This is a genomic window from Devosia sp. 67-54 (assembly GCF_001899075.1).
Classification (GTDB): domain Bacteria; phylum Pseudomonadota; class Alphaproteobacteria; order Rhizobiales; family Devosiaceae; genus Devosia_A.
In genome coordinates, this window is sequence record NZ_MKVA01000002.1 from 276,303 (window position 1) to 294,772 (window position 18,470).

Here is an 18,470-nt window from a genome sequence, read left to right on the forward strand (position 1 = left end):
GGGGGCGATAGAGCCGCTGGGACCGGTGGTGCAGTCAGCTCGACTGCGGCATGGTGCTGCCGGCTCAGGCGCGGGGCGGGGTGAGGTAGCTCAGCATGACGTCGACGATGTGGGCTTCCCAGCGCTCGAGCTCGGCCTTGTCCATCAGGTCGCGGGCGAAGGCGGCCGAGAGGGTCCAGCGGTTGGAGAGGTAGAAGAAGCCGAGGGCGGCGATGGTGATGTAGGCATCGAGCGGGTCGAGCCCGGCGCGGAACACGCCGTCGCGGCTGCCGCGGACGAGCACGTCGCGCAGCTCGTCGATGATGGGCGAGTTCATGATCACGGCGCGCTCGGACTTTCTCACGAAGCGGCCGCGCATCAGGTTCTCGGTGCCGAGCAGGCTGAGGAATTCGGGGTGGGCGAGGAAGTAGCGCCAGGTGAACAGCACCAGCTCGCGCATGGCCTCGCGCGGCGGGCGGTGGCCGAGGTCGAGCCCGGCCTCGGCGGCGCGGATGGCGGCGTAACTCTCTTCGAGGACGGCGAGGTAGAGCAGCTCCTTGCCGCCGAAATAATGGTAGAGCATGCGCTTGTTGATGCGGGCGCGGCGGGCGATGGCGTCGATGCGGGCGCCGCCAAAGCCCTTCTCGGTGAATTCGCGCGTCGCCGCCGCGAGGATCGAGGCCTTGGTCCGTTCCGGATCGCGTATGCTTGCGCCTGGCCGCTTCGCCACTGTGGCCCCCAGCCGTCTGGTGTGTCGCGTCAGCAGACCGAATTGAACCGTTCGATGCAAGTGGCGATGACGGCCTCTCCCGGCTTCTGTGCCCACTCGGTCGAGAAGATCTCGACCTCCTGCGGCCCGCCGAAGCCGGCGGCGGCGACGGCGCGGCGGAAGGCGGGGAAGTCGATGACGCCGTCGCCCATCATGCCGCGATCGTTGAGCAGGTCGCGGGTGGGGACGAGGAAATCGGAGATGTGGTGGGCGAGGATGCGGCCGTCGCGGCCGGCGCGGGCGATCTGCGGCCAGAGCTCGGGGTCCCACCAGAGGTGGTAGGTGTCGAGCACCACGCCGACGCCGTCGCCGAGCGCGTCGCAGAGGTCGAGGGCCTGGGCGAGGGTGTTCACGCAGGCGCGGTCGGGGGCGTACATCGGATGCAGCGGCTCGATGGCGAGCGGCATGCCGGCGGCGCGGGCGTAGGGCAGCAGTGCGGCGAGGCCGTCGGCGACGCGCCGGCGCGCCGCGGCGAGGTCGCGCGAGCCGGCCGGCAGGCCGCCGACCACCAGCACCAGATGAGTGGCGCCAATGGCGGCGGCTTCGTCGATGGCGCGCCTGTTGTCGTCGAGGGCGTCGGGGGCGGTGGTGAACATGCCGCCGCGGCAGAGGCCGGTGGCCTTGAGGCCGTTGCCGGCGAGAATGCGCGCCGCTTCGGCGAGGCCGGTGGCGGCGAGCTGGTCGCGCCAGGGGGCGACCCAGGCGATGCCGTGCCTGGCGCAGGCCTCGCAGGCGGCGCGCAGATCGCATTGGGCGCGGATGGTGGCGAGGTTGATCGACAGATCGGTCGTGTGGCTCATGGCTCGATGCCTCCGACCGCGAGCAGATGCTGCATGCGACGCGCGGCGCGCTCGGGATCGGCCAGCATGCGGGCGGCGTCGGCGAGGCGGAAGATCTCGGCGAAATGCAGCAGCGAGCGGGCGCTCTGCTGGCCGCCCAGCATCAGGAAGTGCTGCTGGAAGCCGTTGAGCCAGGCAAGGAACACGATTCCAGTCTTGTAGAAGCGGGTGGGGGCGGCAAAGATCAGGCGCGACAGCGGCACGGTGGGGGCGAGGATGGCGTCGAATTCGGCGCGGTCGTTTCGGGCGAGGGCCGCGAGCGCCGCCGAGGCCGCCGGCGCGATGGCATCGAAGATGCCGAGCAAAGCGTGCGAATAGCCCTTGTCGTCACCGGCGATCAGCTCGGCGTAGTTGAAGTCGTCGCCGGTGTACATGCGCACCGACGGCGCGAGGCGGCGGCGCATGGCGATCTCCTTGTCGGCGGAGAGCAGCGAGATCTTGATGCCGTCGACCTTGCCGGCGTTGGCGTTGATCACGTCGACGGCGACGTTCATGGCGAGGTCGTGATCGGCGTGGCCCCAATAGCCGGCGAGGGCGGGGTCGAACATCTCGCCCAGCCAGTGCAGGATCACCGGCTCCTTCGCCTGGCGCAGCAGGCGGTCGTAGACCCTGACGTAGTCGTCGGGGCCCTTGGCGGCGGCAACGAGGGCGCGGCTCGCCATCAGGATGACGCGGCCGCCGAGGCCTTCGACGAAGGCGAACTGCTCCTCGTAGGCGCGGATGACGTCGTCGAGGGTGACGGTGGGTGAGGGGGCCAGATGGTCAGTGCCGACGCCGCAGGCGATGAGGGCGTCGGGCCGTGCCCTGGCGGCGGCGAGCGCGTGGCGGATGAGAAGCTGCGCGCCGGGCCAGTCGAGGCCCATGCCGCGCTGCGCGGTGTCCATGGCCTCGGCGACGCCGAGGCCGAGGTCCCACAGATGCGAGCGGAAGGCGATGGTGGCGTCCCAGTCGATGCGGCTTTCAAGCCACGGATCGGTGGCGGCCAGCGGGTCGATCACCACATGCGCGGCGGCGTAGGCGATGCGATTGAAGGCGGGGCGGGCGCTGCCGGTGGCGACGGGCAGCGGGGTGTTGCGGAGGGCGTAGCGTTCGAGGCTGCCGTCGGCGCGCGGAAGAGTGAGTTCGGGCATTGCTGGCTCAGGCCGGGATCGAGGTCTTGGCGGGGGTCAGCGCCGGAACGTCGATCCAGCGGCGCTCCTGCCAGCTCTGCAGCGCCAGCTCGGCGAGCTGCACGCCCTTGGCGCCCTCGCGCAGGGTGAAGGTCCATGGCGTGCCGGCGACGAGGTGGCGGATGAAGTCCTCCCATTGCTGCTTGAAGCCGTTCTCGAACGTCGTGGTGGTCGGCACTTCCTCCCAGGTGTCGTTGAAGGCGATGGTCTGCGGCACGTCGGGGTTCCACACGGGCTTGGGGGTATTGACGCGATGCTGCGTCCAGCAGCGCTGCAGCCCGGCGACGGCGGAGCCGTGCGTGCCGTCGACCTGGAAGGTCACGAGGTCGTCGCGCTTCACCCGCACCGCCCAGGAGGAATTGATGTGGGCGACGATGCCGCCGGCGAGCTCGAAGGTGGCGTAGGCGGCGTCGTCGGCGTCGGCGCGGTAGGCCATGCCCTTCTCGTCGACGCGCTCGGGGATGTGGGTGGCGCCGAGGCAGCTCACCGCCTGCACCTCGCCGAACAAATTGTCGAGCACGTAGCGCCAGTGCGGCAGCATATCGAGGATGATGCCGCCGCCTTCGGCCTTGCGGTAGTTCCAGGAGGGGCGCTGGGCGGCGACGCCCCAATCGCCCTCGAACACCCAATAGCCGAACTCGCCGCGGACCGAGAGGATGCGGCCGAAAAAGCCGCTGTCCTTGAGCAATTTGATCTTGCGCAGGCCGGGCAGGAACAGCTTGTCCTGCACCACGCCGTTGCGCAGCTTCAGCTTTTCCGCCATTTCGGCCAGCGACAGGGCGTCGGCCAGCGTCTCGGCGATGGGCTTTTCGCAATAGACGTGCTTGCCGGCCTGCATGGCGCGCTTGAGCAGATCGGTGCGCATCTGGGTGGAGCCGGCGTCGAAGAACAGGGTGTCGTCGGGGTTGGCGAGGGCGGCGCCGAGGTCGGTGGTCCAGCGCTCGATGCCGTATTGGCGGGCGATGGCCTCGATCTTTTCGGCATTGCGGCCGACGAGGATGGGGTCGGGCATCACGCGATCGTTATCGGGCAGAGTGACGCCGCCCTGCTGCCGGATGGCGACGATGGAGCGCACCAGATGCTGGTTGAGCCCCATCCGGCCGGTGATGCCGTGCATGATGATGCCAAGACGCCGAACGGCCATTGTGCTCCTCCCAAGTTGTAACCGGATAGTTACAAACGGACGGAACCGGCGTCAAGCCGGATTACCGGGTGCCGACGCCGAAGGCTGATATTGCTGGAGGATTGCGTGGATATCGCAACCGGGCAGTTCCGTATGCGGAGGCCCGGATCGGCAACGGACGAAATTGCTAGAACGGTGAGTTAGAATGGTGCAACAGAACGCCCGCCGGACCGCGTCGGGGCGGTGGCGAGGGGAGGCGACTCAGCGGCCGCTCAAGCATGGAAAAGCTCACACCCGCATTGCGGAAAATGCATGGCTGGTGTGCGTGAACCACAAATTTCCTTGCGCGTTGCCGAGGATATTTTGCGTTCGCGTGTCGGAGGTTAGCGTCTTGAAGTCCGGTGGGGTTGTGCTGTCTCGGCGCCAGGTCATGGGGGCGCTGGCGGGCCTCGCGGCGATGTTGTCGACCACGGCGCTCACTCCCCCGAGTTTTGCCGAGGACACGGCGCCCGCCGCGTTTTCCTTCGATGCCCTGAGCGAGCGCATGCGCACGCTGGCGGCCGCGCCGTTCGTCGCGGACGCGGCGCCGCTGCCGCCGGTGCTGAAGGCGCTCAACTACGACAGCTACCGGCTGATCCAGGCGCGCAACGACAAATCGGTCGCGCTGTCGGACGGCTTCGGCTACTTCATCCAGCCGTTCCATCTGGGCTGGCTGTTCCAGCAGCCGGTGGAGATGTTCGAGGCGGCGGACGGCAGCGCCAGGCCGATCGCCTTCAGTGCCGCCGATTTCGACTATCACGACCCGGCGGTGGAAAAGGAAATGGCGGCGATCACGCTGCCGGGGGTCGCCGGCTTCCGCATCGACGGGCCGATGCTGGCGTCCGACCAGATGGACGAGATCGTGGCGTTCCTGGGCGCCAGCTATTTCCGGGCGCTCGGGCGCGGCAACGCCTATGGCGGCAGCGCCCGTGGCGCGGTGGTCAATTCCTGGCTCAGCGGCCCCGAGGATTTCCCGCGGTTCTCGCAGTTCTATGTCGAGCGGGCGGAGTGGGGGAAGCCGCTGACGCTCTATGCGGCGCTCGAGGGGCAGAGCCTCACCGGGGCGTTCAAATTCGTGCTCGATCCGGCCAATGCCGACCGGCAGCAGACGGTGTTCGAGGTCACGGCGCGCTATTTCTTCCGCACCGACATCCCGGAAATGGGAGTGGCGCCGCTGACCTCGATGTACCTTTATTCCGAGGCCAACCGAAGCCAGTTCGACGACTACCGCCCGGAGGTGCACGACAGCGACGGGCTGCTGCTCGACGCCGGCACCGGCGAGATCGCCTGGCGGGCGCTCAACAATCCGCCGACGCTGGGCAATTCCTATTTCGGCGCCACCAATCCCAAGGCGTTCGGGCTGATGCAGCGGGCGCGCGATTTCGCCTCGTACGAGGATCCGGGGGCGCGCTACGATTTGCGGCCATCGATGCTGGTCGAGCCGCTCGGCGATTGGGGCAAGGGCGCGGTGCGGCTGATCGAGGTGCCGGCCAAGCTCGAGACCGACGACAACATCATCGCCTTCTGGGTGCCCGAGACCAAGTACAAGGCCGGCGACAGCGCCGAATTCCGCTACCGGCTGTCGTGGGGCGACCTCAGCCCCGACCCCAAGGGGGCGGTCGCTTATGTCGCAGCCACGCGAGGCGGCCAGGGTGGCGTGTCCGGCGTTGAGAACAAGCAGACGCTGCGCAAATTCGTCGTCGATTTCGCCGGCGGGAGTCTGGCGGAGCTGCAGGCGGAAGACGTCGATGCCGTGGCAACCCTGACCGGGGGCGACGGCAAGATCGTGTTTTCGTCGGTGACCAAGCTGCCCGACGATGGCGCCATGCGACTGGCGATCGATGCCGAGATCGACAGCAAGGCGCCGATCGAGCTGCGCGCCTATCTGGTCGGCGGCGGCCAGCAATTGACGGAAACCTGGCTCTATCAATGGCGGGCGGCATGAAGCACGACAGCAATTTTCCGGTCGACCATCTGCGCCAGCGCGACCTGCCCGATGCGCCGCTGGCGATGCCGCGGCAGGTGCTCGAGCGCCGGCTCGAATGGGGCGGCGTGCTGCGGCTCTTCCAGCTCGTCCGCCTGCGGCGGGGGTGAGGCGGTGCCGCCGCACCCCATAAGGATCGTCGCCTGATGGCGCTCACGCTCAGATGGGTGGCGTTCGCCGCGAGCGGCCTCGCGGCGCTGCTGGCGGCGTGGCTGTTCGTGCTGCTGGCGCGCGCCGACGGCTGGACGTCGCTCGACAGCATCCGGCTGGTCTTGTCGAGCCTCTGCATGTTCTGGCTCGCCTGGGGCACCATGTCGGGGGTGCTGGGGCTGTTGCCATTGCGGCCCGACGGCGCCGGGGGGCCGGGGCCGCGGCGGATGCAGGCGGGGCGGCGCACGGCGCTGCTGATGCCGATCTACCATGAGGACCCGCCCTCCACGTTCGCGCGCGTCGCGGCGATGAGCGCGCGGCTCACCGCGACCGGCGCGCACCAGCACATCGACATCTTCATTCTGTCCGACAGCCAGTCGCTGGAGGCGGCGGCGCGCGAGGCGCTGTGGTTCGAGACGCTGCTCACCGAATGCGCGGCGCGCGAGCAGATCTTCTACCGCCGCCGCGACCGCAACAGCGGCCGCAAGGCCGGCAATGTCGAGGATTTCATCCGCCGCTCGGGCGGCGCCTACGACTACGCGCTGGTGCTCGACGCCGACAGCCTGATGGAGGCCGACGCCATCGCTGGCATGATCGCGCGGATGGACGCGACGCCCGACCTCGGGCTGCTGCAATCGCTGCCGCTGATCGTCAACGCGCATTCGATCTTCGGCCGGGTGCTGCAGTTCTCGGCCAATCTCTACACCCCGGTGTTCGCGCGCGGCACGGCGCTGCTGCAGGGCCGGGACGGGCCGTATTGGGGGCACAATGCAATCTTTCGCGTCGAGGCCTTCGCGCAAAGCTGCGGCCTGCCCGAGCTCAGCGGCAAGCCGCCCTTCGGCGGACAGATCCTCAGCCACGACTATGTCGAGGCGGCGCTGCTGTCGCGTGCCGGCTACGAGGTGCGGCTCGACCCCGGGATCGGCGGCTCGTTCGAGGAGGGGCCGGACAATCTCATCGATTTCGCCAAGCGCGACCAGCGCTGGTGCCAGGGCAATCTGCAGCACATGCGGGTGCTGCTGGCGCCGAACCTGCATGCGTGGAACCGCATCACGCTCCTGCAGGGCATCTTCAACTACCTGATGCCGCCGGTGTGGCTGGTGCTGCTGATCGTGTCCATCGCGGCGGCCGACATGGCGCGCATCGGGCGCAATTCGGTGCCGCCGGGCTGGGTCGGCTGGGGACTGATCGGCTCGGTCACGGCGCTGCTGGTGCTGCCCAAGCTGCTGATCGCGCTGAGCCATATCGCGGCCGGGCGCACAGCCGGCCTCAAGGGCGGGGCGCTGCTGCTGCTGTCGGTGCTGGCCGAGCTGGTGGTGTCGACGCTGACCGCGCCGATCGTGCTGATGTTCCAGGTGCGCGCCGTGCTGCGCGTGCTGTCGGGGTTCGACGGCGGCTGGCCGGCGAGCAACCGCACCGGCAGCGTGCTGACGCTGCGCCAGGCCTGGGCCAGCGCCTGGTGGATCAGCTGCTGCGGCGGGGTGGCGCTGGCGGTGGTGATCTGGGCCAGCCCGACGCTGGTGATCTGGAGCCTGCCGGTGGCGCTGCCGATGATCCTCGCGCCGCTGCTGATCTCGGTCACCAGCCTGCCGGCGGGCGTGCTCAAGGTGCTGTGGCAGGCGCCGCACGAGACCGCGCCGGCGCCGGTGCTGCTCGAATGGCAGGCGGTGCAGGCGCGCTGGACCGGCGCGGCCGACAGCATGGGGCCGCATCTGCCGGAGCGGGAGGCCGCCAATGTCCTCGGCTGAGCGGCGCCTCGGCACGGCGCCGGCGCAGCGCGACCAGCGGCTCGACATGTTCCGGGGCCTGGCGCTGCTGATGATCTTCATCGATCACGCGCCGGGCACGCTGTACGAGAATTTCACCAGCCGGAACTACGGCTTTTCCGATGCGGCGGAAGCCTTCGTGCTGATGTCGGGGATCGCGGCGGGCATCGCCTATTCGCCGCAGCTGAGGGGCGACGGGCCGCTGTGGCCGGGGATCGCGCGGGTGTGGGCGCGGGCGCGGACGCTGTATCTCGTGCACGTCACCACCACGGCGCTGGCGCTGGCGGTGTTCGCGGCGGCGGCGCTGTGGTTCGGCATCACCGCGCCGCTCGGCACCAACAACATCCCGCCGCTGTTCGAGCGGCCGCTGGCGGCGATGATCGGGCTGCCGCTGCTGACGCACCAGCTCGGCTATTTCAACATCCTGCCGCTCTATCTCGTGCTGCTGCTGGCGGCGCCGGCGCTGCTGATCGTGGGGCGGCGGCATCCCTGGCCGGTGATCGTCGGCTCGATCCTGCTCTGGGCGGCGGCCGGGCAGTGGCACCTCAACCTGCCGAACTATCCCAATCCGGGCGGCTGGTTCTTCAACCCGCTGAGCTGGCAGCTGATCTTCGTCGTCGGGCTGTTCTCGGGCGTCGCCATGCGCGAGCGTCGGGCGCTGGTGCCGTACGACAGCACGCTGTTCATCGCCGCGGCGGTGCTGGTGGTGGTGGTCGGCTTCTGGATGAAGCTCGACTGGCTCGGCACGTTCGGGCGCGACCAAGTGCTGGCGCCGCTCAGCCATCTCGGCTTTCCCGACTATTTCGTGTGGTTCGACAAGAGCCTGCTGGCGCTGCCGCGGCTGCTGCACGCGCTGGCGCTGGCCTATGTGCTGAGCTCGATGCCGGTGGTGCGCAGCATTGCCGAGAGCCCGGCCGCGGCACCGCTGACGCTGCTCGGCCGGCACGGGCTGCCGGTGTTCGCCACCGGCTCGGTGCTCGACATGGTGCTGCAGGCGATCAAGGCGGCGATCGGGCAGGACCCGTTCAACGACGGCGTGCTGTTCCTTGCCGGCATCCTGATCATGCTGGCGCTGGCCGACGTGCTCGACCGGCTGAAGCCGGGCAAGCGTCCGGCGGCGCGCCTGCGCCTGTCGGCGGCGGGCGACCTGGCCGTGAGCCGGCTGCCATGAGCGTGCTCGAGACCGATGCGGCGGTTGCCGCTCTCCGCCGGCCGTTCGGGCTGAGGCTGCCGCTGGCGGTGACGATCGCGCTGATCCCGGCGGCGTTCGTGGTGGCCGGCCTCGTCATCCGCTATTTCGCCTATGCCGCGGCGGTGCCCGACGAGACGCTCGCGGGCTTTCCGATGGGGCTCTGCCGCTGGGATTGCGGCTGGTACGTCTACATCGCCGAGCACGGCTACCATCCGTTTCCGACGCCGGGGATGAACGCGGCAGGGAACTGGGCGTTCTTTCCGCTGATGCCGGTGTTCGTCGGCGCCGTGCGCTGGCTGACGCAATGGCCGACGATGACGCTCGCCACCGGCCTTTCGATCGCCATGTCGTATGCGACGGCGGTGCTCGCCTGGCCGCTGCTGGGGCGCAACCTGCGGGCCTATACGCTGTTCTCGGCGTACCTGCTGGCGGGGCCATGGTCGGTCTACTTCACCACCTTCATGAGCGAGGCGGCGTTCATCCTGCTCACCACCGGCGTGCTGCTGGCGCTCGAGCGGCGGAACTATCTGGTCGCCGGGCTGGTGGCCGGGCTGCTGTCGGCGACGCGCATCGTCGGGGTGATGATGGCGGTGGCGATGCTGGTGCAATTGTTCGCCGAGCATCGCGCCGCCGGCAGGCCGCTGCGCCGCTTCGTGCCGGATCTGCTGCGGCGGCCGGACGTGGTGCTGGGGCTGCTGCTGGCGCCGCTCGGGGCGTTCGTCTACATGGCGTTCCTCAATTGGTGGATCGGCGACGGGCTGGCGTTCGTGCACGTGCAGCGCGCCTGGGCGCGGGCCTATGGCAACCCGCTGCAGTTCCTGTGGGAGGCGCTGGCCAGCATGCCCAAGGGCGGCTGGACGCCGACCGCGCCGCAACAGCTGGCGGCGGCGGTGATCACCGGCTTCGTGCTGATCGGCGTGCTGTTCTGGCGGCGCAAATGGGCGGGCGGCACGTTCAGCCTGATCGCGCTGACGATCCCGCTGTTCGCCGGCATGGCCTCGACGCTGCGCTTCACCGCGGCGCTGGCGCCGCTCGCCATCGAGGGGGCCAAGATCCTCGGCGCCAACCGCATCGTGTTCGCGGCGGCGCTGCTGGGGTTCCTCGCCGCCGACTATTTCGTCACCATCGGCTGGATCAGCGGGGCGCTGAGCCTTGTCTAGCGCGGTACATGAACAGGTGGCTGTGGCCCCCACCCCCGTCCCCTCCCCGCGAGGGGGAGGGGGGCCTGACTTCGGGCCTGGCGGTCGCGGCGCCCGCAGTGGAGTGCTGCTCTATGGCGTGGCGGCGCTGGTGGCGCTGTTCGAGCTGGGCGTCGCCTGGGTGGCGCTGCATCCGCACGTGCCGGCGGACTATCGGGCGTATTATCTCGACCGCAGCACCACCTGCCTCAACGAGCCGGTGCCGGGCACCTATTCGGCCGGCACCGAGATTCCGTTCCGCTCGGGCTATGAGCATGCGATCACGCCGCTGCGCGTCTGCGGCTGGGAAGGGCCGGCCGGCGACGGGCTGCATGCGGTGGGCGAAAGCGCGCGGCTGCGCTTCCGGCTCGACGGGCCGGTGCGCGAGCGGACGCTGACGCTCGAGATGGTGGCGGTGGATTTCGCCGGACCGCGCGGACAGCCGGTGGTGGTGACGGTCAATGGCCGCAAGGCGGGCACGGTGCGGGTGCTGCCGGGGACGCCGCAGCGTTTCACCCTGCCGCTGCCGGAGACGGTGCCGGCGGCCGACGCCACGGTGGATGTCGAGCTCGGCTTCCCCGACGCGATCCGGGTCGATCCGACCGATTCCAACACGCGCAAGCGCTCGATCAAGCTCACCGCCGCGCGCGTCGGCTGAGGCGGCCTCCGGCATTTTCCGGCTTGTCTGCGAGAGGCGCGCGCGGCAGAGTTAGTAAACCGGTTTACCAGCTCGGGGGAGCGCAAGATCGACACCGATGATTTGATCCTCGACGCCGAGGCGGAGATCGCCATCCGGCAGCATCTGGTGCTGGTGGCGCTCGGCAGGCGTCCGGCCGATCTCGCCATCGAGGTGGGGCGGCTGCTGTCGGTGTATTCGCGCAGCTGGATGGCGGAGCAGGAGATCATCGTCGCCGGGCGGCGGATCGCCTATGTCGGGCCGGTCGGCTCGTATCGCGGCACGGTGCGCGAGCGGGTGCGCCATCCGGGGCTGAGTGCGGTGCCGGGGCTGGGCGAGGTGCACAAGCACATCGAATCCACCCACATCACGCCGGAGTTCGAGGCCGAGCTGGTGCTGCCGCGCGGCAATACCTGGACGTGCGAGGCGAGCCACGAATTCGCCAACGTCAACGGGTCGCGCAACATCGAGTTCTGGCAGAAGGCGCGGCGCGCCGGCTCGCCGCTGAAGGTGTTCATCCAGCCCGGCTCGGCAGTGCCGCCGAGCGCCTGGGAGGAGAGCGGCGGGTCCTACGGCCACGACGAGCAGCAGCGGTTCGTTTCGCAGCATCTCGACGTCACCAGCCTCGACGAGGTGATGGACTGGCCGGCGGTGTGGAACCCGGACAATCCCGGCTACGCCCGGATGTGGGGACTGATCGGGGCGACGCTGGCCGGCCGCGCGGTGGTCGAGGGGCACGGCTCGGGCCTCACCGATGCGCACGACATCTCGGCCTTCGCCGCGGCGGGGCTGAGCTCGGACCATGAGGTGTGGGCGCTGGAGGAGGCGTGGGACCGGCTGGAGCGTGGCATCTTCACCGAGCTCAGGCCGTTCTCCTACGACGCGATCATTCCGGGGCTGCTCGCGCGCGGCCTGCCGGACTGGCAGGATGTCGCCTTCACCACCGACGACCGCTCGGCGTCGGAGACGCTGGAGCTGGGAGCGTCGGACCACAATGTGCGGCACGCCATCCAGTACGGGCTCAAGCCCGAGATCGCCATCCAGTGCGCCACCATCAATCCGGCGCGGCACATGCGGATCGAGCAGTGGGTGGGGTCGGTGGCGCCGGGGCGATACGCAGACCTGGTGCTGCTCGACGATGTGGAGACGTTCAGGATCGCCGGGGTCTATGCCGACGGCCGGCGGGTCGGCGAGGGCACGCGCTATGTGGGCCCCGAGGTGCGGATCGGCTGGCCGGACTGGGCGAGCCGCACCGTCAAGGTCGGGCGCGAGCTCAGCGCGAAAGATTTCGCCATCAAGGCCGAGCCGGGGCGCGCGACCATGCAGGCGGCGGTGCTCAGGCCGTTCCACTGGAACGAGGATTTCCTGGTCGAGGAGCTGCCGGTCGCGGACGGCGAGGTGCAGCGCGACACGGCGCGGATGATCACCAAATGGGCGCTGGTCGACCGCTATCGCGGCGACGGCGCGGTGGCCGCGATGTTCTGGACCGGCTGCGGGCCGGCCGACCCGGACACCGCGCTCGCCTGTTCGGTGGCGCATGACAGCCACAATATCTGGGCCGTCGGCTCGTCGGACGCGGCGATGGCGATGGCGGTCAACCGGCTCGAGGCGATGCAGGGCGGCTGGGCGCTGGTGCATCGCGGCAAGCTCGTCGCCGAGGTGCGGCTCGAGATCGCGGGGCTGATGACGGCGCGGCCGGCGGAGGCGTTCGACGACGAGATGCAGGCGTTCTATCGGGCGGCGGGCAAGGTCGAATGGATGTACCAGCCGTCGGCGCTCAACCTGTGGAAGCCGGGCTTTCCGGAATTCCTCAAATTCGCGACGCTCACCTGCAGCCCGTGGCGCTGGGTGCTGGTGGCGCCGTCCAAGGCGGCGCCCGAGGGCTTCGTCAACGTGCAGACCGGGGAGACGCACAAGGTGGTGTGGGCATGAGCCGCAAGGTGTACCTGGCGGGGCCGGAGGTGTTCCTGCCCAATGCGCGCGAGCAGCTCGACATCAAGATCGCGCTCACCCGCGCGGCGGGGCTGATCCCGGTGTCGCCGGGGGATTTCGTGGTGCCGCCGCAGCCGACCAAGCGGCTGTTCGGGCGGGCGATCAGCGAGATCGACGAAAAGATGATGGATGCGGCCGACGCCATCATCGCCAACCTCACGCCGTATCACGGCATCAACGCCGACACCGGCACCTGCTACGAGCTCGGCTATATGTGCGCGCAGGGCAAGCTCGCCTATGGCTACACCAATGTGGCGGACGACCACCGCACGCGCACGATCAACTACTACAAGGGCGCGGTGCAGGCCGATGCGTCGGGCCGGCTGCGCGGCGCCGACGGGCTGGCGGTCGAGGACGTCGACATGGCCGACAATCTGATGATGCAGGGCGGCATCGAGCGGCGCGGCGGGCAGGTGATCGTGCACGCCGCGGCGCCGGAGCGGGTGTACACCGACACCACGGCGTTCGAGATGTGCCTCAGGCTGCTGGCGGCGCGGGAGTAGAACCAAATTGTAGTATCGGTGCTGAACCTTGCGTGTTGCGGGAAGCATCGCTCGAACTGATGGATCGCACCCCTCACCCGGCTTCTAGGCTCGCTGCGCTCGCCAAGGCGCCGACCCCGGATCGGGTCCGGGGCAGGCTCTCTCCCCTGAGGGGCGAGGTGAGGCTGACTGAGAGATCACGGGAAAGCTGAAAGTCCGCAGTCGGATCCTCCCCTACGCCGCAGGCATGGGAGGAGGTGGCGGCGAAGCCGACAGAGGGGCGGCCGCTTGCGCTGAGCGGGGGGCCGCCCCCTCCACCAGCTTCGCTGGTCCCCCTCCCCCGTAAACGGGAGAGGAGTCCCGACTGAGGCATTGCGCTAGGCCTTGACGCCGCGCAGGGCGAGGGCGCGCTGGGCGCGGTAGGAGAACAGCAGCAGCGCGAGGATGGTGACCGCGAAGGGGATCATGCGGATCAGCTCGGGCGGGATCCAGGGGTAGTGGCCGGGCAGCACGTTGGTGAGGCCGTCGAAGGCGCCGAACAGCAGCGCCGCGAACATCACGCCCACCGGGTGGCGGGCGCCGAGCAGCACGGCGCCGAGCGCGATGAAGCCGCGGCCGGCGGTCATGTTGGCGGTGAAGCCGATGAAGTTGAACATCGCGAGCTGGGCGCCGCCGAGGCCGGCGAGCGCGCCCGAAACGATCAGGCTCCAGAAGCGCACGGCGTTGACCGGAATGCCCGCCGCTTCCGGGGCGGCGGGATATTCGCCGACGGCGCGCAGCCACAGGCCCCAGGGGGTGCGGTAGAGGAAGTACCAGATGGCAAAGACCAGGAAGGCCGCGACCCAGCTCAGCAGCGAATGGCCGGAGAAGATGGCGACCAGCGCCGGGCCGATGCCGGGGATGGCGCCGAGAAAGCTCAGATCGACCGCGGGGACGGCGCCCGAGGGCAGATTGATCGAGGTGCCCTTGTCGCCGCCGGTGGCGAGCGACAGCGCGAACACGGTGCCGCCGGTCGCCAGCGCGCCGATGGCGAAGCCGACGATGATGATGTCGGCCTTCATGCGCAGATGGAAGAAGGCCATGACCAGCCCGACCGCGGCGCCGGCGCCGATGCCGGCGAGGACGCCGACATACCAGGGCGCATAGTGCGAGACGATCACCGCGGTGAGGCAGCCGATCAGCATGATGCCGTCGAGCGCGACGTTGAGGGCGCCGCTGAGGTCGGAGATGAGGCCGCCCAGCGTCGCCAGCAGCAGCGGCGTCGAGGTGCGGATGACGGTCGCGAGGAAGGCGGCCGAAAACACGGTGAGCAGGAACTCGTTCATCGGGTCGCTCCCCTGCGGGTGCCGAGTACGTTGCGCTTGAGCCAGGCGGGCAGGCCGAACTGGCTGGCGACGAGCAGGATGATGAGGGCGGCGACGACGCTGATCACTTCGGCCGGCACGTCGGTGCGGATGTTCATCAACTGCGCGCCCTGCCTGAGATAGGCGTAGAACATCGCCACCACCGGCACCGCCAGCGGGCGGTTGCGGGCGACGATGGCGATGAGGATGCCCTCGAAGGCGAAGCCGCCCTCGAACAGCACGGTCAACTGCCCGAAGGCCTGGCCCTGCACGAACATCGAGCCGAGCAGGCCGCCGAGCGCGCCGGCGACGGTCATCGCCGACACCATGATGGCATTGGCCTTGATGCCGGCATATTCGGCGAAGCGGGCATTGTGGCCGACGAGGCGGAGCTTCAGCCCCCAGGAGGTGCGGTAGAGCGCGAACCAGGTGCCCAGCACGCACAGGATGGCGAAGATCAGCCCGAGGTCGATGCGGGTGTTGGCGACCAGCACCGGATAGAGCGAGGTCTTGGGGAATTTGTCGGTGGTCAGCAGGCCGCTGCCGGGCGGCACCAGCGAGACGCGCACGAGGAAATTGCAGAGCTCGATGGCGATGTAGTTGAGCATCAGCGTCGAGACGATCTCGTTGGCGCCGAGCCTGGCCTTGGCGATGCCGGGCAGGAAGCCGTAGATGCCGCCGGCGATCATGGCGGCGAGGACGCCGAGGGGCAGGCCGGCCCAGGTCTGGCCGATGGGCGAGAGCGCGACGTAAGTGGCGGCGAGGGCGCCGACATAGAGCTGACCCTGCACGCCGAGCGCGAATTGCCGCGCCTGGAACACCAGCGAGAAGGCGAGGCCAGTCATGGTCAGCTTGGCGACGTCGTCGACCCAGAGCCCGAAGGTGCGCACGCGGCTGAACGGCGCGGTGAGCAGCGTCATCAGCGCGTCGACCGGCGATTTCGAGACGAAGAACACGATCAGCAGCGTCGCGATCATGGCGATGATCACGGCGATGGCGGCGCGGCCGAGCTCGCGGCCGGCGATCGACAGCCGCGTCGGCGGCTTCATGTTGCCGGCGGCGGTGGCGGCGGGCAGGGCGGCAGGGGCCGTCGGCGTGGCGTCGGTGGTCATAGGCCGGCTCGCAATTCTTCGGGCGACTGCTCGGAGAGGCCGAGCATGTAGGTGCCGAGCGTTTCGGGGCTGAGGCCCTCGCGGTTGTGGAAGGCGGCGACGATGCGGCCGCGATAGAACACCAGCAGGCGGTCGGAGAGGGCGAGCAGCTCGCCGAGGTCGGCCGAGCTCAGCAGCACCGCGGCGCCGGCGTCGCGCGCCGCCGCGATGGTCTTCCAGATGAACTGGGTGGCGCCGAGGTCGACGCCGCGGGTCGGCTGGCTGACCAGAAGCAGTTTCGGCTGCTCGCTCAGCTCGCGCGCCACCACCACCTTCTGCATGTTGCCGCCCGAGAGGGTGCCGACGGGGACGGCCGGGCCGTTGACGCGGATCGAGAACTGCTCGATCAGCCGCACGGCGTTGGCCTTGATCGCCTTGAGGTCGAGCAGGCCGTTGCGCACGTAGCGGCGGTCCTTGAGGCGGGTGGCGACGATGTTCTCGGCGACGCTGGCGCCGGTGGCGAGGCCTTCGGCGATGCGGTCCTCGGGGATGGAGGCGATGCCGATGCCGCGGCGCCGGAGCACGCTCAACGGCACGATGTCCTGGTCGGCGACGACGATGCGGCCGTCGGCGACGTGGCGCAGCCCGGCGATGGCTTCCATCACCTCGGCCTGGCCGTTGCCCTCGACGCCGACGAGGCCGAGGATTTCGCCGGCCCTGACGCCGAGCGACAAATCCCGGCACACATCGGCGCCGCGCGCATTGACGAGGCGGAGGTTGCTGACGGTGCAGACCTCGGCGCCGGCGGCGCGCGGGGCGCGGTCGACGCGCAGCGCCACCTCGCGGCCGACCATCATGGTGGCGAGCTCGTGCTCGGTGACGTCCTTCGCCTTCACGGTGCCGACGGTGCGGCCCTGGCGCATCACCGTGATGGTGTCGGAAATCTCCAGCACCTCGGGCAGCTTGTGGGCGATGAAGATGACGGTGCAGCCCTGCTCGATGAGCGAGCGGATGGCGACGAAGAGCTCGGCCACTTCCTGCGGCGCCAGCACCGCGGTGGGCTCGTCGAGGATCAGCACGCGGGCGTTGCGGTAGAGCGCCTTGAGGATTTCGACGCGCTGCTGCTGGCCGACGGGCAAGGTGCGCACCGGCGGCATGGGGTCGACGTTGAGGCGGAATTGTTCGCTGAGGCCGCGGACGCGGGCGATGGCCGCCTCGCGGTCGAACCGGATGCCCTTGCGCGGCTCGGAGCCGAGGGCGACGTTCTCGTAGACGGAGAAGGAGGGGACCAGCGAGAAGTGCTGGAACACCATGCCGATGCCGGCGTCGATGGCGTCGCGCGGGCCGTCGAAATGCACCTGCCGGCCGTCGAGCGACAGCGTGCCGGCGTCGGGCCGCTCGATGCCAAACAGGATCTTCATGAGGGTGGATTTGCCGGCGCCGTTCTCGCCGACCACGGCGTGGACTTCGCCCTTTTCGACGCTGAGGTCGACCCCGTCATTGGCGACGACGCCCCCCGGATAGACCCGGCCGATCCCGCGTGCTTCGATGAACGCCACTGTTGCCCCGTCCCCCGATGGAGGGCGCCGCAGCCTCGGCCGCGGCGCCGATACGCGAAAGCCTTAAGGCTTACTTCATCACGGTGTCGACCTTGATCTCGCCGGCGGCGATCTTCTTGGCGATGCCGTCGACCTCGGCCTGCACGTCGGCGGGCACGAGCTTTTTGTAGTTCTCGTTCTCGGCGATACCGACGGCGCCGTCGGCAAGGCCGAGCAGCTCGGCCTTGCCGTATTCCTGGGTGCCGGCGATGGTGTTCTTGAGGGCGAGATAGAGCGACTGGCCGACCTTCTTTTCGACCGAGGTGAAGATCACCGCGGCCTGGGCCGGGTCGGTGGCCTTGAAGATCTCGTACTGGTCGGAATCGACGCCGACGGCAAGCTTGCCGCCGCCCGCGTCACGCACCGCCTGCAGGCTGCCGATGCCGGTGCCGCCGGCGATCGGGAAGATTATGTCGGCGCCCTGGCCGAGCTGGGCCAGCGCGATCTCCTTGCCCTTGGCGGGGTCGGAGAAGGTGCCCGACACTTCGCTCAGGATCTTGATGTCGGGCCTGGCGGCCTTGGCGCCCTGGTCGAAGCCGACCTTGAAGTCGGTGACGGTGGGGAAGTCCATGCCGACGACTTCACCGATGATGCCGGACTTGGAAATCTTGGCGGCGGCCCAGCCGGCGAGATAGCCGGCGGTCGAGGTCTGGTAGTTGATGCCCAGGACGTTCTTGCAGTCGCATTTGGCGTAGTCGGGCGCGTCGTCGAAGATAATGAATTTCTTGTCGGGATATTGCGGCGCGATGTCGGAAACATAGGGCTGCATGTCGAAGGTGCCGGCGATCACCACGTCGTAGTCGCCGTCGGTGGCGTCGGCGAGGGCGGGCTGCCATTTCGACTTGTCGTTGCCGGCCTCGATGATCTTGACGGTGACGGGCAGGTCGGCGGCGGCCTGCTTCAGGCCGGCGGCGGCGCTATCGAAGAAGCTCTTGTCGCCGAGATTGCCGTGCAGCACGAGGACGACCTTGAGCGGGTTGTCCTTGCTGTAGTCGGCGGCGAAAGCCTGCGGGACGGCGACAGCCGCCGTCATGCCGCCGGCGAGCACGAGCCCGGCGGCGGCCTTGCTGAGGGATGAGAGGAAAGACATGCGCACTCCT

The 18,470-nt window shown here is 69.2% G+C and carries 16 protein-coding genes; 8 read left to right on the forward strand and 8 right to left on the reverse strand.

Annotated elements, in window-relative coordinates; all coding sequences use genetic code 11:
* Positions 1–64: 64 nt before the first annotated feature.
* The 4 genes from BGO82_RS02075 to BGO82_RS02090 are packed head-to-tail and all read right to left on the reverse strand — an operon-like array spanning position 65 to position 3,900.
* Complete coding sequence (locus BGO82_RS02075; RefSeq protein WP_291303883.1) at positions 65–709, reverse strand: TetR/AcrR family transcriptional regulator; 645 nt, start codon at positions 707–709, stop codon at positions 65–67.
* Positions 710–738: 29 nt separating this feature from the next.
* Positions 739–1,548, reverse strand: coding sequence for a sugar phosphate isomerase/epimerase family protein (locus tag BGO82_RS02080; protein WP_291303884.1), 810 nt, complete (start codon positions 1,546–1,548; stop codon positions 739–741).
* Positions 1,545–2,717 carry a dihydrodipicolinate synthase family protein gene (locus tag BGO82_RS02085; RefSeq protein WP_291303885.1) on the reverse strand — a complete coding sequence of 391 codons (1,173 nt, stop codon included), beginning with the start codon at positions 2,715–2,717 and terminating at the stop codon, positions 1,545–1,547. Before BGO82_RS02085 ends, BGO82_RS02080 begins: the two co-directional genes overlap by 4 nt.
* 7 nt (positions 2,718–2,724) lie before the next feature.
* The gene (locus BGO82_RS02090) at positions 2,725–3,900 is read right to left on the reverse strand and encodes a Gfo/Idh/MocA family oxidoreductase (protein ID WP_291303886.1); all 1,176 of its coding nucleotides are present in this window, start codon (positions 3,898–3,900) and stop codon (positions 2,725–2,727) included.
* Positions 3,901–4,309: 409 nt separating this feature from the next.
* Here BGO82_RS02090 and BGO82_RS02095 point away from each other — a divergent pair, with 409 nt between their 5' ends.
* The 8 genes from BGO82_RS02095 (at position 4,310) to BGO82_RS02130 (ending at position 13,359) form a co-directional block, all read left to right on the forward strand.
* A complete protein-coding gene (locus tag BGO82_RS02095) occupies positions 4,310–5,863 on the forward strand; it encodes a glucan biosynthesis protein G (RefSeq protein WP_291303887.1) in 1,554 nt (517 codons plus the stop codon).
* The gene (locus BGO82_RS02100; protein WP_291303888.1) at positions 5,860–6,012 is read left to right on the forward strand and encodes a hypothetical protein; all 153 of its coding nucleotides are present in this window, start codon (positions 5,860–5,862) and stop codon (positions 6,010–6,012) included. Before BGO82_RS02095 ends, BGO82_RS02100 begins: the two co-directional genes overlap by 4 nt.
* Positions 6,013–6,045: 33 nt before the next feature.
* Positions 6,046–7,800 carry a glucans biosynthesis glucosyltransferase MdoH gene (gene mdoH, locus BGO82_RS02105; RefSeq protein ID WP_291303983.1) on the forward strand — a complete coding sequence of 585 codons (1,755 nt, stop codon included), beginning with the start codon at positions 6,046–6,048 and terminating at the stop codon, positions 7,798–7,800.
* Complete coding sequence (locus BGO82_RS02110; protein ID WP_291303889.1) at positions 7,787–8,989, forward strand: OpgC domain-containing protein; 1,203 nt, start codon at positions 7,787–7,789, stop codon at positions 8,987–8,989. The genes mdoH and BGO82_RS02110 overlap by 14 nt, the downstream gene beginning before the upstream one ends.
* Entirely contained in the window at positions 8,986–10,170 is a 1,185-nt protein-coding gene (locus BGO82_RS02115) for a hypothetical protein (RefSeq protein WP_291303890.1), read from the forward strand. Before BGO82_RS02110 ends, BGO82_RS02115 begins: the two co-directional genes overlap by 4 nt.
* Positions 10,171–10,273: 103 nt before the next feature.
* Positions 10,274–10,846, forward strand: coding sequence for a hypothetical protein (locus BGO82_RS02120; RefSeq protein ID WP_291303891.1), 573 nt, complete (start codon positions 10,274–10,276; stop codon positions 10,844–10,846).
* Between the two features lie 87 nt (positions 10,847–10,933).
* The gene (locus BGO82_RS02125) at positions 10,934–12,796 is read left to right on the forward strand and encodes an adenine deaminase C-terminal domain-containing protein (protein WP_291303984.1); all 1,863 of its coding nucleotides are present in this window, start codon (positions 10,934–10,936) and stop codon (positions 12,794–12,796) included.
* Positions 12,793–13,359, forward strand: a complete 567-nt coding sequence (locus BGO82_RS02130; RefSeq protein ID WP_291303892.1) for a nucleoside 2-deoxyribosyltransferase — start codon at positions 12,793–12,795, stop codon at positions 13,357–13,359. Before BGO82_RS02125 ends, BGO82_RS02130 begins: the two co-directional genes overlap by 4 nt.
* A gap of 356 nt (positions 13,360–13,715) precedes the next feature.
* Here BGO82_RS02130 and BGO82_RS02135 read toward each other — a convergent pair whose 3' ends face one another.
* The 4 genes from BGO82_RS02135 to BGO82_RS02150 form a co-directional block, all read right to left on the reverse strand.
* Positions 13,716–14,663, reverse strand: a complete 948-nt coding sequence (locus BGO82_RS02135; protein ID WP_291303893.1) for an ABC transporter permease — start codon at positions 14,661–14,663, stop codon at positions 13,716–13,718.
* Entirely contained in the window at positions 14,660–15,793 is a 1,134-nt protein-coding gene (locus BGO82_RS02140; RefSeq protein ID WP_291303894.1) for an ABC transporter permease, read from the reverse strand. Before BGO82_RS02140 ends, BGO82_RS02135 begins: the two co-directional genes overlap by 4 nt.
* Complete coding sequence (locus BGO82_RS02145) at positions 15,790–17,331, reverse strand: ABC transporter ATP-binding protein (protein WP_291303895.1); 1,542 nt, start codon at positions 17,329–17,331, stop codon at positions 15,790–15,792. The genes BGO82_RS02140 and BGO82_RS02145 overlap by 4 nt, the downstream gene beginning before the upstream one ends.
* Before the next feature lie 70 nt (positions 17,332–17,401).
* A complete protein-coding gene (locus BGO82_RS02150) occupies positions 17,402–18,460 on the reverse strand; it encodes a BMP family ABC transporter substrate-binding protein (RefSeq protein WP_291303896.1) in 1,059 nt (352 codons plus the stop codon).
* Between the last annotated feature and the right edge of the window lie 10 nt (positions 18,461–18,470).

Excerpts from the sequence above, each read along its gene's own strand:
- BGO82_RS02080 (WP_291303884.1), bottom strand. The coding sequence starts at position 1,548 with ATGAGCCACACGACCGATCTGTCGATCAACCTCGCCACCATCCGCGCC.
- BGO82_RS02085 (WP_291303885.1), bottom strand. The coding sequence starts at position 2,717 with ATGCCCGAACTCACTCTTCCGCGCGCCGACGGCAGCCTCGAACGCTAC.
- BGO82_RS02090 (WP_291303886.1), bottom strand. The coding sequence starts at position 3,900 with ATGGCCGTTCGGCGTCTTGGCATCATCATGCACGGCATCACCGGCCGG.
- BGO82_RS02095 (WP_291303887.1), top strand. The coding sequence starts at position 4,310 with ATGGGGGCGCTGGCGGGCCTCGCGGCGATGTTGTCGACCACGGCGCTC.
- BGO82_RS02100 (WP_291303888.1), top strand. The coding sequence starts at position 5,860 with ATGAAGCACGACAGCAATTTTCCGGTCGACCATCTGCGCCAGCGCGAC.
- BGO82_RS02110 (WP_291303889.1), top strand. The coding sequence starts at position 7,787 with ATGTCCTCGGCTGAGCGGCGCCTCGGCACGGCGCCGGCGCAGCGCGAC.
- BGO82_RS02115 (WP_291303890.1), top strand. The coding sequence starts at position 8,986 with ATGAGCGTGCTCGAGACCGATGCGGCGGTTGCCGCTCTCCGCCGGCCG.
- BGO82_RS02130 (WP_291303892.1), top strand. The coding sequence starts at position 12,793 with ATGAGCCGCAAGGTGTACCTGGCGGGGCCGGAGGTGTTCCTGCCCAAT.
- BGO82_RS02135 (WP_291303893.1), bottom strand. The coding sequence starts at position 14,663 with ATGAACGAGTTCCTGCTCACCGTGTTTTCGGCCGCCTTCCTCGCGACC.
- BGO82_RS02140 (WP_291303894.1), bottom strand. The coding sequence starts at position 15,793 with ATGACCACCGACGCCACGCCGACGGCCCCTGCCGCCCTGCCCGCCGCC.
- BGO82_RS02150 (WP_291303896.1), bottom strand. The coding sequence starts at position 18,460 with ATGTCTTTCCTCTCATCCCTCAGCAAGGCCGCCGCCGGGCTCGTGCTC.